The following is a 13,603-nucleotide window of genomic DNA, read 5'->3' on the forward strand; positions in this document are numbered from 1 at the left end:
TTAGGCTTTGTCTAAAACATACATATGAAAGTTGTTTCTCTTGTTCCGTCCATTACTGAAGCATTATTTGATTTAGGTCTAACTGAAAAAGAAGTTATAGGAAGAACAAAGTTCTGTATTCATCCCCAAGAAAAAGTGAAAAATGTACCCATCATCGGAGGGACAAAAAATATCAATATTGAAAAAATAACTGCTCTGAAAGCAGACATAATTCTGGCTAATAAAGAGGAAAATAACAAAGAACAAGTTGAAGCCTTAATGCAGCATTCAAAAGTTATTGTGACCCATATTGAAAATATTGAAGATAATTACCATTTACTCAAGACCCTCGGTACCCTTTTTAATAAAGAAGATAAAGCGCAACTATTTAATTTAAAAATTCAAACCATTTTAAATCAAACAAAACTGAGCTCTACCTTAAAAGTAGCTTATTTAATTTGGAAAAATCCCTATATGACGATTGGTTCAGATACTTTTATTCATAAGATATTATCTGAAATAGGTTTTGAAAATATCTTTAAAGATAAAACACGCTATCCTGAAATTACTATCGAAGACCTAGCTGAGACTGATCTGATTATGCTTTCTTCCGAACCATTTCCTTTTAAAGAACAACATATTAAAGAAATACATCAATTCTACCCTGATAAAAAAATCATAATAGTAGATGGAGAAGCCTTTTCTTGGTATGGAACTCATATTGCCAAATGCGAGGATTATTTTAAAGAGCTGATGTCTGAAGTAGAGTCAATTAAAATTTAATTACAAAAAAATCCGATTCAATTATTGAATCGGAGTAAATATATTCTATTCATAAAAGCTAAAAGAGAGTTTTAAATCATACTCTTTAATCATGCCCTTATATATCTTTCTTACAATCTAAAATAATACTTATAAGATTTTCGACACCTCATTACAAAGCCATTCTAACAGCTCTCTGTCCTCATCAGTAAAAGGATCTATAGTATGAGAATCAATATCGATCTGTCCTACGTTTTGCCCATTTTTAAAAATAGGAACTACAATTTCAGCTTTTGTATCGATTGAACAACTTAAATAATTACCCTCCTGATTTACATCAGGAACCACAAACGTTTCATTGGAAACAGCAACTTGTCCACAAATTCCTTTTCCATAAGGGATAATAGTATGATCGGTTTCAGCTCCTACATACGGACCAAGAATCAGCTCATCTTTCTCTCCATTTTTAAAATAAAATCCCGTCCAGTTAAAATAAGTAATTTCCTGATCTAATAAATGGCAAACTTTCTGAAGTTTTTCTTCAGTATTATGTTTTGGACTTTCGAGAATAGAAGAAAGTCTTTTCTTTAATTCTGACATTATATTTGTTGTTTTATGAGAATTGTTTTAAGGAAAATTCCTCTTTATAACCAAACATTCCGCGCTCCTTTATCATTTCTGCCACTCCATCCGGAACTTGTGATTCCCAACCTTTTATATTACACGCAATTTTTTTCAAAATTTCCCTTGAATAAATTTCCAAAAATTCCGGGCTGTAGTTGGTAATATCTACAATACGATTGTTATGCTTAAAATATTTATATAGCTCTTTAAGATTTTCTTCGACTTTAAGATTTGAAGAATCCAATAATTCATGAGTTTCCGGATCTTTGTAAGGATAAAGATAGACTCTCATGCCATTTCGGAAGAATTTACCAAAAGCTTCTAGAATTCCACCAGATAAGTTTTTATAATACTTTTCATCAAATACCATGAGAAGATTATTTACTCCCATAGCTACCCCGATGTTACCTCCTGTATAAGAAGCAAAATAATCAATCAAACGATAATATTCAGAATAATTTGAAATGATTACTGTATATCCTAGTTTTCCTAATATATCTACTCTATCCAGGAAATCTCTTTCGTCAATATCCCCGTCTGCACGAAGGTTGGAAATCGTGATCTCAATCAAAACTTCAGTTTCTTCATGAGTACATAATGCATCTTTCAAAAACATATCCAGACCATTCCGAAGCATATCTATATTTACTTTGGTTACCGGTCTAAAACTCCCTCTTACTGCAAATATATTTTTCTTATATAAGACATCTGCAGGAAGCATATTATTCCCTTCCGAGTTAAAAATCACAGCATCCGTCATTCCGTTTTTAACCAATTGTAATGACATCAATCTGTTATCAACATATTCAAAAGCAGGACCACTGAAATCTATCATATCAATTTCAATATTATCTTTTGCCACATCATCGTAAAGAGATTCTATCAGCGTTCTTGGATTGTCGTAATAGTGAAAAGCTCCAAAAATAAGATTTACCCCTAGATTTCCTAAAGTTTCCTGTTGTAAAGTAGCATCATTTTCTTTAAATTTCACATGAATAACTACTTCATTATAATCTTCATTTTCTTTGACCTGAAAGCGGATTCCAACCCAACCATGACCTCTAATTGTCTTATCAAAATTAATAGTAGTTACCGTATTGGCATAAGAAAAAAACTTTCTATTGGGATTGTTTTCTCTGGAAATTCTTTCTTCAATAAGCGCTACTTCATAGCGAAGCATCTTACGAAGTCTATTTTGGGTAACATATCTATTTTTTACTTCCTTTCCATAGATTGCATCACTAAAATCTTTGTCGTAAGCGGACATTGCTTTAGCAATTGTACCGGAAGCTCCTCCTGCTCTAAAAAAGTGTCGTACAGTTTCCTGTCCTGCCCCAATTTCTGCGAAAGTACCATAAATAGATGGATCTAGATTAATGGTTAATGCTTTTTGTTTAGGAGTTAGTTTCTGATACATTAGGACATTAAATTTTTCGTAAATTTACCAAAATTAAACCAACCTCAAAAGAAAATGAAGTTGAAATTTTTAGGAACGGGAACTTCACAAGGCGTACCCGTAATCGGTTGTAATTGCGAAGTGTGTAGTTCAGATAATCCAAAAGACAATCGTCTACGATCTTCTGTAATGATTACTACGGAAGAAAACAGAAAAATACTTATTGATTGTGGACCTGATTTTAGGCAACAAATGCTCATAAATCATGAAACCCATGTAGATATAACCCTTCTTACTCATGAGCATAATGATCACATGATAGGGCTCGATGATATGCGTCCTCTCATTTTTAAAAGTGGAAAGGATGTACCTCTTTATTGTAGTCATAGAGTAGCCCATGAAGTTAAGAAGCGCTTTGCATATGCGTTTTCAGACGTTAGATATCCTGGTGCTCCCGCATTCGAGCTTCATGAGATAGAAAACCACCCATTTACTGTTTTAGATACTGAAATTATCCCCATAGAAGTGATGCATTATCAAATTATGGTGTTTGGATATAAATTCAAAAATACTGCTTATATTACAGATGCGAGCTTTATATCCAATACTGAAAAGGAAAAACTTCAAAATTTAGATATACTTGTTTTAAACTGTATTCGAAAGTTTGATCCCCATCCAGCACATTTTATTCTTCCTGATATTATCCAATTATTTGAAGAGCTAAAACCAAAAAAATTATTTCTTACTCACATTAGTCATCACCTCGGATTGCATACTATTGAAGATAAACTACTTCCCCCCGGAATCCACCTTGCTTACGATGGTTTGGAACTAGAATTTTAAAAAAATATGTAAAAAAGCTTTTGAACATTCAAAAAAGTTTCTATATTTGCACACCGATTTAAAGCAGCCCAGGTGGCGGAATTGGTAGACGCGCTGGTCTCAAACACCAGTTCTTAGGAGTACCGGTTCGATCCCGGTCCTGGGTACAATGCCGAAAAAGTAATTATATTACTTTTTCGGTTTTTTTATATCTCATTAAAAAAACTACTCTAAAGAATTTTGGATCAAGCGCAAAAGGGGATCAGGCGCAAAAGTTGGGGGCTATGCAAAAAGTTTGGATAATCTGAATAAAAAAAAGTTCTGTCTTTTACTCCTCCCAGTTGCATTCTAAAGTTTTTAATTTTCGCATTAAAAGACTCTGCTGAAGCATTGATACTTCTATTATCAAAATAGTTTAAGATAGAAATAATGTCCGCTTCATCAATTAAAGAGCAGCCCACTTCATAGCCTATGATGGTATCTGGGTTATCCCTGGATCTCAAAATGATTTTTCCATAAGGAGTTAGATATTCATGGTCTGATTTATTTAACATATATTTTATTTTGAATCTGCTCAGAAAATGAGAAAACTGCGAGTAGGCAATATCTTTTATAAGTCCATAAGTAGGTAAATAATATGCTACATCAACTCCGGGATAAGCCATCGTTTTAATAGCTCCTGCATGAGACTTACCACTTCTATATCTCCCAACAATAGCAGTATGAATGAAATCACTTTCAATAAATGCAGCCTGATGTTCCAGTAATTCAATTTCCTGTCCCATCAGTTCTTATAATTTTAAAGGGAGGTTTAGGAGTATCTGCCTGGGCTCCTAAATTTAGATTTTGAGGAACTTTCCCTTCTGTTCTTTCAAGCAAAATCGTAATCGCTTTATGATCCCCTTTCATTGCTTTTTTGATGATCATCATGGTAATCTAATATTCACAAAATAATGTATTACCTAAGAGGGCTAAAAAGTATAGAACAAAAATATTTTCATTAAATATAAAAAGCCATTATAATACGTCAAATTTTGACGCTTGTAAGAAATATCTTTGCATCGATCATAAGAAAAACCAACCTAATAAATCTCATGTGCAGGAATTTTTGTAAACTATTAAAAAATGTTACTTTTGCCCACTTAAAAAATACAAATACAATTACTTATAAATGAAATGAAAATTATTCTCAAAGCCCTTATTCATGGGCATAATTCAAAATTAACACATAAAACTGAAATAGATAATCTCACTAAAAACTCAATATAAAATATGGGGTTTTTCCCATGGTGAAAAATAAAGTGAATATCTAAGTTCGCAAACTATTAAATAAAATTACTTAACAAATGAAATCGAAATTATTTTCGTTGCCATCATTATTGATAGGCATACTAAGCTACGCCCAAACTGAAATATTTTTCAAATATGATGAAGCGGGAAATCAACGATACAGAGGACCTAATTCTGCTGCTAAAAAAGCGGAAGAAGTTGAAAAAGTTTCTGAAATAAGTTCTTTGATATCCACAAAACCTCAAATAGGAATAGATGAAAAAAACTTCTGGGAACAAGTAAGATTATATCCTGTTCCGGTACATAATGTCCTTACCATTGACTGGTCTAAGGAAGTAGACGGGCTTATAGAATCTGTTTCTCTCTTTGAGCATGGTAGCATTCATTGGAAATTCCAAAAACAAAATATTCCTGACCTTAACAGGCGGATAACAATTGATATGTCTAATTATAATAAGGGAGTATATATCATTTCCTTCACCTTGAAAGATGGAAAAATTATCAGCAGGAATATTACAAAATAATACGTTTTTAAATTCATAATCCAATAATTATTATATCATAGAAAAATATGAAAATTTTCTATTCAATTATTATATCCTGTATTTCAATATTAGGGTATTCGCAAACATATCAATCAGAAAGTAAATCTGGAAAAGTTTCTTCTCTTTCCGGATCTCATATAATCTCGGATCCGCCTAAAGAAATTCAGTCGGCAGGAGCGATATCCCCACAAGTACAGAATTTTCATGATACTAAAGGAGATATCGAAGTTACCAAAGCAGGACAGCTTCAATATACTTTAGCTATTGAGCTTCCTCAGGGAATAAAAAAAACAGCTCCCAATATTAGTCTTATTTATACTAGTGGAGGCCAAAATGGACTTGCCGGTTACGGATGGAATCTTTCAGGACTAACCTCAATTTCCAGAGTGGGTAGAAATCTTGAAAAAGATGGAATCACCAAAAGAGTTCAGTTGGATTATTCGGATTATTACAGTTTTAATGGCCAAAGATTAATTCTTAAGTCGGGAGAATATGGTAAAGATGGTGCAGAATATGTAACAGAGCAATATTCTACTATCAAAATTAAATCAATTGGAGCCATTATAGGATCAACATGGCAAGGTCCCGAATATTGGGAAGTGACTTTTGATAATGGTTCCCAGGCATGGTATGGATCCACTATTTCAGGAAATAGCCAGGCAAGAACTCCCGTCGACTATAATATTGTAAAGTCGAAAGATATACATGGGAATTATATTACTTATAATTATATTTTAGATAGGAATGTTTCAGTAATCAGCACTATTCAGTGGGGTGGAAATGAAAACAAAAATACACCACATTGTAATAAAATTGAATTTATTTTTCAAGCAAGGCCCAAACCTGAAACCGCCTATATAAAGGGAGTCGAGTTTTCTCAATCAAAATTACTTGAGTCGATCATCGTATCGACAAATAACAAACAATATAAAAAATATAACGTATCCTATAAAAAAGACTTACAGGAAACCGCTTACCGATATTTGGATAAGATTACTGTTTTTAATAGCAAAAATGAAGAAGCAAATCCTGTTATTTTCACTTATGAAAAGTCAATGGATATTCCTAATCCAAACATTGACACCTGGCATAATACAAATGTTGTAATGCATGATTACAAAACGGATTTATTTGGAGATTTTGATGGAGATGGAAAACTCGATCTGATTAAATATCATTCTTCAACACCCCCTCATTTTCCTCAGGCAGGTTTATATTTTTATAAAAATATTTATAAGGATGTTACATATAATGGTCCTCAGGTATATGTAGGAAATTCAATAAGTGAAATTGAGTTTAAAGATGCCATTGCTGTTAATTTAAAAAATAACAACCTTGTCAGCAACCGCCAAGGATTTGTAACAAGAAAAAATGTTATAAATCCTTCTACTTCTAAATCGGATTTAGAACTATCATTTTATGGTATTACGGACAATAATGAGGTGGTTTTGTATTATAAGAAAACTATTCCCAACGCTTCTTATGACCGTACCGTAGGAACCACACAGCAAGGAACAGAGACTACTGTTATTGGGTTAAAAAATATTGATTTTAATGGAGATGGTTTGAGTGAATTGGTTTTAAGGCTACATGATAGAAGGTGCTGGAGAACAGATATAAATAATGTTGCCAAACTTCCATTTACCTGTAAAAACTCTAAAAGATTTTATGTTATTGATCCTGATGAAAAAATTCCCGATAACCAATGGTTTTATAATTTATCTCTTTATAATGACGATAATGAAGATCCGTTTGCAGATTATAAAGCAGGAGATTTCAATGGAGATGGTGTCTTCGATTTTCTTAAAATGGATCAGAATAAAAAACCCTTCCTGATTACTTTTCAGAAAAATGACCAAGGTAGATATATCTCTTATATAGCACCTTTTAATCCTATAAATAATGAGATAATAAAAGGAATGTGGAAAGATGGTTTAACCGGAGATTATAATGGAGATGGGCTAAGTGATATCCTGATTCCCCATTCAGACAATTCTGAGCTTTGGTATTTATATACTTCAACAGGGAATGGTTTTAAAGAAGAAACCCGAAATTTTGAAAAGCAACATAGATCCCGAACTATAACTAGAAGAGTTGATGATGATATAAGTGTGGCTAATCCACGAACTTTTGTAGCTTTTGACATTAATAATGACGGCAAAACAGAACTGATAAGCCTTCAATCAAGTAGATATTATCAGAAAGAATACAATCAGGATAATCCCGCCCAAGGAGTAAAGTACAGGGTGAGTTCAGGTTCTGCGGTCAATGTTTTATCAACTTTTGGAGGAGGTCATCATCCTCTTTATAGTGATCACACCGGGGGGACCATTATTTATCTTAATTCAGGTAATATCGATTCTATATTAGCACCATGGATATCAGATAAAATTGGTCTACCGGTTGATCATTTAGCAGGAGCCATGTTAAAAAAGATTGCATTAATTTCTGTAGTACCTAGCGGAGGTATGATACCTATGGAATGGCATAAATACTATGACATTTCAATGGAAGGTCGTATCAAAAGTATCTCGCAAGGAAGTATTACTACTGATGTCATCTATAAACAATTAGATAAAAGCGTCAATCCCGGATTGTATGAGGTTGACAAAACAGAAAGCTACCCGTATGTTGAAATCAATCAGTCAACGGGAATGTATGTCGTATCTCAACTAACCCAAAGTACTACATCAGAAAAAAAATTAAAACAAGATTTCAGATACAGAGGGCTCACTTCCAATATTCTGGGAAGAGGTATGATTGGTTTCAGGAAAACAATACGTTCATCCTGGTATGCTGATGGGTTTGAAAATACTAAGGTGTGGTCAGGAATAGAAATTGACCCTTTAAATGAGGGGATTCCCGTAAAAGAATGGTCCATCCGAACGAATGATGAGACAAAAATATTCCCAGCAGATATTTCTGAAAATAATACACAATTATTGAGTTTCAAATCTACAAGCTATCAAATAGATAAGATTTTAAATGGGCAGGTCGTAACCACTATTCCCGAGACTGATAAGAATAAAGTGGTAACAGTAATTCTTCCAAAAACAAGTAAAGAGAAGGATTTCTTAACTGGTTCCATTTCTGAGAATTCTATTAGTTATGGTGAATATTATTTACCATCACAAACTATCTCAAAGATTAATACTACCTATGCAGTAAAGACTTCTAATTACCTATATAGTAACAATCCTTCAGGAGTTGGTGTAAACTATTATATAGGACGTCCGACATCCAAGACAGAAATTGTTCAGGCTTATGGGGATACCAAATCAGGTAAAGAAGAATATACTTATAATAATAACGCGATAAAAACCATAAAAAAATGGAATAGGGATAACACAGGTTATCTAATGGAAACCTACAGTTATGATGGTTTTGGAAACATCACTCAAAAGGTGACGAGTAACAGTGTAGATTCTGGGGTTCAAACTACAGCATTTCAGTATGAAGCCAGTGGTAGATTTGTAAATAAAAAAACAGATAACTTAGGGTTAGAAACCGGTATTACCTACAACGATTGGGGACAGGTAGTAACCCAGACAGATCCATTAGGCAATACACTTGCCAATACTTATGATAATTGGGGTAAATTATTAACTTCAACTACCAATATTGAAGGAACAACAGCTTATGAGTATGAAAAAGATAACAATTCAAATGTTACTATTACTCAATCTGATTCTGATGGTAATATCTCAAAGATTTTCACCAACAAATTAGGACAAACATATAAAACTTTGACCAAAACATTTGGTCAAGGAAGGTTTGTATCTAAAGAGATGGAGTATGATCTTCTAGGAAGAAAAATTAAAGAATCTGAGCCTTATTTTGAAGGACAGAGTCCCGACCAATTTAACAATATTTTATATGATGACTCTGTTGTACCTGCTAAAGTAACGACTACTTCATCTAACGGTAAAAAAACAGAAACTTTTGTTTCCGGTTTAATGACAACCAACAAAGAACTCAACGGATATGGAAGAACAACTTCTAAAACCCAAGACGCCTTAGGAAATATCGTGCATTCTACTGATAAAGGAGGAATGCTTCGGTTTTCTTATAATGCTGCCGGAGAGCAGATAAGAGCTCAGTATACTGAGAATATAGTAACCACAAAATACGATTCTTGGGGAAGGAAATCAGAATTTAACGATCCCTCAAACGGTATTTACAAATACGAATATAATGGATTTGGCCAACCAAAGAAAATTATTAGTCCAAAAGGAACCAAAGAATATACCTACAACAATCTAGGACAGTTAGTTTCCCAAAAAGAACTTTCCACAGCAGATGGAGGACAAACAACCAATAAGACTATTTCTTTCACCTATAATGATAAAGGATTACTAACTTCAAAATCAGGGACCTCAAAAGGACAACCATATAGTTCGGCTGTTTCTTATGACTCGCACGGAAGATTAGCTTCATCTTCTGAAAATAGTAATGGTAAACAATTTATTCAAAAAGGAATTATTTATGATAATAAAGGAAGGATCATGTCTTACGAAAGACAATTACGATCTTCCGGAGTTATTTCCACAGTACAAATAGAAAATGTCTATAATCCATGGAGTGGAGAACTGTATCAGATAAAAGATAAACCAACAGGTAAAATTCTATGGGAACTCAAAGAAACCAACAACAAAGGACAGGTTTTAAAAGCCAAATTGGGAGCTGCTGAGATTAATAATACTTATGATGTCTATGGTTTTTTAACAAATGTAAATCATTCTTCTACGGTAAAACCTAGTATTTTACAACTCTCTTACTCTTTTGACGCAGTTAAAAACGAACTTAAAAGCAGAACAACGGGGGGAGATTTTAATATTATAGAATCTTTTGATTATGATGATAACAATAGACTTATTAATTGGACGACACCTCTAACAGGCATCAAACCACCGGCTAATAGAAATGTGTATGATATTAAAGGAAGAATTACTCAGAATGATCAGGTAGGAAACATTAAATTTGAAAATACAGCCAAAATTTACCAGCCTACAGGAATGACCCTAAATACAGCCGGAACACAAAATTATGATAATAACTTGATACAAAGTGTTGTTTATAATGAAAACAATGATCCTGTATTCCTAGATGGAGAGAAAGGAGATGTAGCCTTTGGGTATGGGTTAACCAATATGAGACAGAGGGTTAGTTATGGTGGTAATTTTAGTGCTAATGGAGAAGGTAAATTCACAAAATTCTATAGTGAAGATGGAAGTTTTGAAGTTGTAAAAAACAATGTTACTGGTAAGGAAAAACATATTCTTTATATTGATGGAACGCCTTATGAAAGCAATATCGTATATTTGAAGAATTTTGAAGAAAATAGCGGTTCGTACAAGTTTTTGCATAAAGACTACTTGGGAAGTATTTTAGCAATTAGTGATGAAGCAGGAAATAAATTGGAACAAAGGCATTTTGATGCATCGGGCGATTTAACTGCCTTGGCCTTGGAGAATGGAGTGCCGATTATGATGAAAAATATAATCACAATCTTTTCAAAAAATTGCCTAATCGATAGAGGATATACGAGTCACGAACATTTTGAAGAAGTAGGAATTATCCATATGAATGGTAGGTTATATGACCCTTTGTTGAGAAGATTTCTAAACGCAGATGAAAATATTCAAGACCCTTATAATACACAAAATTATAATAAATACGGTTACGTATTGAATAATCCAATGATGTATACCGATCCTAATGGAGAGTTTTGGTGGTGGGCTGCAGGAGCTATAGTAGGAGGATATTTGAATGGAGTTAAAGCAAACGGATCATGGAATCCTGGAAAATGGAATTGGGAAAAGACATGGAGCGCTGTATTGGGTGGAGCTATTGGAGGTGCCGCTATTTCAGGAACATTAGGAAATATTACCAATAATCCGGGAGCAATAAAAAGCTTTTTACCGGGGATTGTATCGGGAGGGTTAAATTCTGCCTTTACTGGATCTAATTTCTTAAGTGGAGCTATTGGTGGAATAGCCTATACTAGTAATGTATTTGGGAATAGTATTACATCTATAGATATTGCTGATGTTGGGCTTGATCGTATAAAAAATAGAATTGATACAGAATTAGATTATGCTGATGCAAATAATAGCTCTGGAGGAGCAAGTACCGATGCATATGGGGATGTATTAAATTGGTTTAATGAAAAGGATAGAGGGCTTTATAAAGTTGCGCAAAATGATCCGGGTGTTCCAAAAGGAACTATTAGGATTTATGCTCATGGAAATGTAAAACTGCTCGTTGGTCCAGATGGTATTTCTATTAGAACTCCAGAACAACTTGATACAGTTTTAATGGAAAGAAGTCCTACATGGAAAAATTACAGAAAAAACGGAGGTCCTATAAAAATAGAATTGATGTCTTGTAATACTGGTAGAACTAGTAATGGCATTGCAAGTAGAATTTCGAAAGCTTTTATGTTCTCCACAGTTATTGCCCCTAATAATTATTTTGTTGCTGGGAGAGATGGATCGTGGAGCGGAGTTGCAAGCCAATATAGATTAGTTAATCCAGGAAAATGGAATTACTTTGTTAATGGACAAAATATAAGAGGAATATATGATAAATACTTTTACAGTAAATGAGAAAAACAATAATTTATTCGGTACTTTTAATTTTCATAATTAGTTGCAATGGCAAGAATAAAAAAAGTATTATGAAGAATACAGATACAAATAATACAGATTCTATATTAACGGATAAACTTGATACAGCTAAACTTATAATAGATACAGCTTCAGTTTTCAATAAGACCCAAATAGAAGAGTTTAAAAAAAATGTAATTAATAAAGGAGACCCTGATTCATTTGTTAAGCTTATAATTCATTATGAAGACAAATCTAATTATAAAGAACTAAACAAGTATGCATTGATAATGGCTGATAAATATAATAATGGAGATGGTTATAATCAAGTATTTATAGATATAATTGCAATAAATAACAATAATGAGTATTATGATATTACAGATCTTGCAAAGATAAGTGAAAAAGCAAAGTTTGAAGCTTTAAAATATTTAAAAAAAGGAGCTTCAATAAATAACATTAATTGTATGTCAATGCTAGCAGAAATTTACAGAAATGGAATTGGTGTTGAAAAAGATGTTAAAAAAGCTGATAAACTTAAGAAAAAGATGGAAGGTATGTAGTAGTTTAATCCCGCTGTTTTTGGCGGGATTTTTTATAATTACAAAAAAAGAGTCTATAAAAATAGAATTGATGTTTTGTAATACTGGTAGAACTAGGGATGGTATTTCAAGTAGAATTTCGAAGGCTTTTATGTTCTCTATAATTATTACCCCTAATAATTATTTTGTTGCCGGGAGAGATGGATCGTGGAGCGGAGTTGCAATTCAATATAGGTTATAGTTAATCCAGGAAAATGGAATTACTTTGTTAATGGACAAAATATAAGAGGAATATATGATAAATACTTTTACAAAAAATGAGAAAAACAATAATTTATTCAGTACTTTTAATTTTCATAATTAGTTGCAATGATAAGAATAAAAAAAGTATTATGGAAAATACAGACACAAATAATACAAATTCTATATTACCAGATAAACCTGATACAGCTAAAATTATAATAGATACAGCTTCAGCTTTCAATAAATCACAAATAGAAGAATTTAAAAAAAATGTCATTAGCCAGGGAGATCCTGATTCATTTGTTAAGCTTATAATCCATTATGGAGATCTTTCCGATTATAAAGAGTTATATAAGTATGCTATTATTATGGCAAATGAATATAATAGTGGAGATGGATGTAATATGACTTTTGAATCTATAATTGCAATGAATAACAATAATGAATATTATGATATTACAGATTTAGCAAAAATAAATGAAAAGGCAAAGTTCGAAGCACTAAAATACCTAGAAAAGGGAGCTAAACTGAATGACATTAACTGTATGGCTAAATTACAAGACATTTACAGAAATGGAATTGGTGTTGAAAAAGATGTTAAGAAAGCTGATAAAATTAAGAAAAAGATAGAAGGAATGTAGTAGTTTAATCCCGCTGTTTTTGGCGGGATTTTTTATAGAATGACTAGTCCTGAAAAAGTTGACTAAGTTTGATAATTTAAAATAGAATTAAAGCTGCTATTAAGGCTGACAAAACTTTAGAAGTTATCGAGATCGGAGCCGAAAAGGCTTT

General features: G+C 32.7%; 11 protein-coding genes and 1 tRNA gene. 8 read left to right on the forward strand and 4 right to left on the reverse strand.

All coding sequences use genetic code 11. The features are described from left to right. Positions 1-24: 24 nt before the first annotated feature. Positions 25-762, forward strand: a complete 738-nt coding sequence (locus tag CHRY9293_RS01100) for an ABC transporter substrate-binding protein (protein ID WP_162031212.1) — start codon at positions 25-27, stop codon at positions 760-762. A gap of 129 nt (positions 763-891) precedes the next feature. On the opposite strand, the gene CHRY9293_RS01105 is transcribed toward CHRY9293_RS01100, so the two are convergent. After that, on the reverse strand, positions 892-1,341 hold the full coding sequence (locus tag CHRY9293_RS01105; protein ID WP_162031213.1) for a GAF domain-containing protein: 450 nt from the start codon (positions 1,339-1,341) through the stop codon (positions 892-894). 13 nt (positions 1,342-1,354) lie between these two features. Then, the gene (locus CHRY9293_RS01110) at positions 1,355-2,782 is read right to left on the reverse strand and encodes a TonB-dependent receptor (protein ID WP_122636955.1); all 1,428 of its coding nucleotides are present in this window, start codon (positions 2,780-2,782) and stop codon (positions 1,355-1,357) included. A gap of 54 nt (positions 2,783-2,836) precedes the next feature. Between CHRY9293_RS01110 and CHRY9293_RS01115 the strand changes: the two genes are divergently transcribed. Beyond that, complete coding sequence (locus CHRY9293_RS01115) at positions 2,837-3,604, forward strand: MBL fold metallo-hydrolase (protein WP_162031214.1); 768 nt, start codon at positions 2,837-2,839, stop codon at positions 3,602-3,604. A gap of 66 nt (positions 3,605-3,670) precedes the next feature. After that, positions 3,671-3,750 (forward strand) — tRNA-Leu (locus tag CHRY9293_RS01120). Between the two features lie 78 nt (positions 3,751-3,828). Here CHRY9293_RS01120 and CHRY9293_RS18975 read toward each other — a convergent pair. Then, complete coding sequence (locus CHRY9293_RS18975) at positions 3,829-4,368, reverse strand: transposase (protein ID WP_162031215.1); 540 nt, start codon at positions 4,366-4,368, stop codon at positions 3,829-3,831. Further along, entirely contained in the window at positions 4,352-4,513 is a 162-nt protein-coding gene (locus CHRY9293_RS01130; protein WP_162031216.1) for a hypothetical protein, read from the reverse strand. Before CHRY9293_RS01130 ends, CHRY9293_RS18975 begins: the two co-directional genes overlap by 17 nt. Positions 4,514-4,929: 416 nt before the next feature. Here CHRY9293_RS01130 and CHRY9293_RS01135 point away from each other — a divergent pair, with 416 nt between their 5' ends. From CHRY9293_RS01135 to CHRY9293_RS01155, 5 genes are all read left to right on the forward strand, one after another. Continuing rightward, on the forward strand, positions 4,930-5,397 hold the full coding sequence (locus tag CHRY9293_RS01135) for a T9SS type A sorting domain-containing protein (protein ID WP_162031217.1): 468 nt from the start codon (positions 4,930-4,932) through the stop codon (positions 5,395-5,397). A gap of 47 nt (positions 5,398-5,444) precedes the next feature. Then, positions 5,445-12,026 carry an RHS repeat-associated core domain-containing protein gene (locus CHRY9293_RS01140; RefSeq protein WP_162031218.1) on the forward strand — a complete coding sequence of 2,194 codons (6,582 nt, stop codon included), beginning with the start codon at positions 5,445-5,447 and terminating at the stop codon, positions 12,024-12,026. A gap of 71 nt (positions 12,027-12,097) precedes the next feature. After that, positions 12,098-12,589 carry a hypothetical protein gene (locus tag CHRY9293_RS01145; RefSeq protein WP_162031219.1) on the forward strand — a complete coding sequence of 164 codons (492 nt, stop codon included), beginning with the start codon at positions 12,098-12,100 and terminating at the stop codon, positions 12,587-12,589. Between the two features lie 70 nt (positions 12,590-12,659). Continuing rightward, entirely contained in the window at positions 12,660-12,809 is a 150-nt protein-coding gene (locus CHRY9293_RS01150; protein ID WP_162031220.1) for a hypothetical protein, read from the forward strand. A gap of 151 nt (positions 12,810-12,960) precedes the next feature. Continuing rightward, complete coding sequence (locus CHRY9293_RS01155) at positions 12,961-13,452, forward strand: sel1 repeat family protein (protein ID WP_162031221.1); 492 nt, start codon at positions 12,961-12,963, stop codon at positions 13,450-13,452. Positions 13,453-13,603: the final 151 nt, after the last annotated feature.

This window comes from Chryseobacterium potabilaquae (assembly GCF_902728265.1).
Lineage (GTDB): Bacteria > Bacteroidota > Bacteroidia > Flavobacteriales > Weeksellaceae > Chryseobacterium > Chryseobacterium potabilaquae.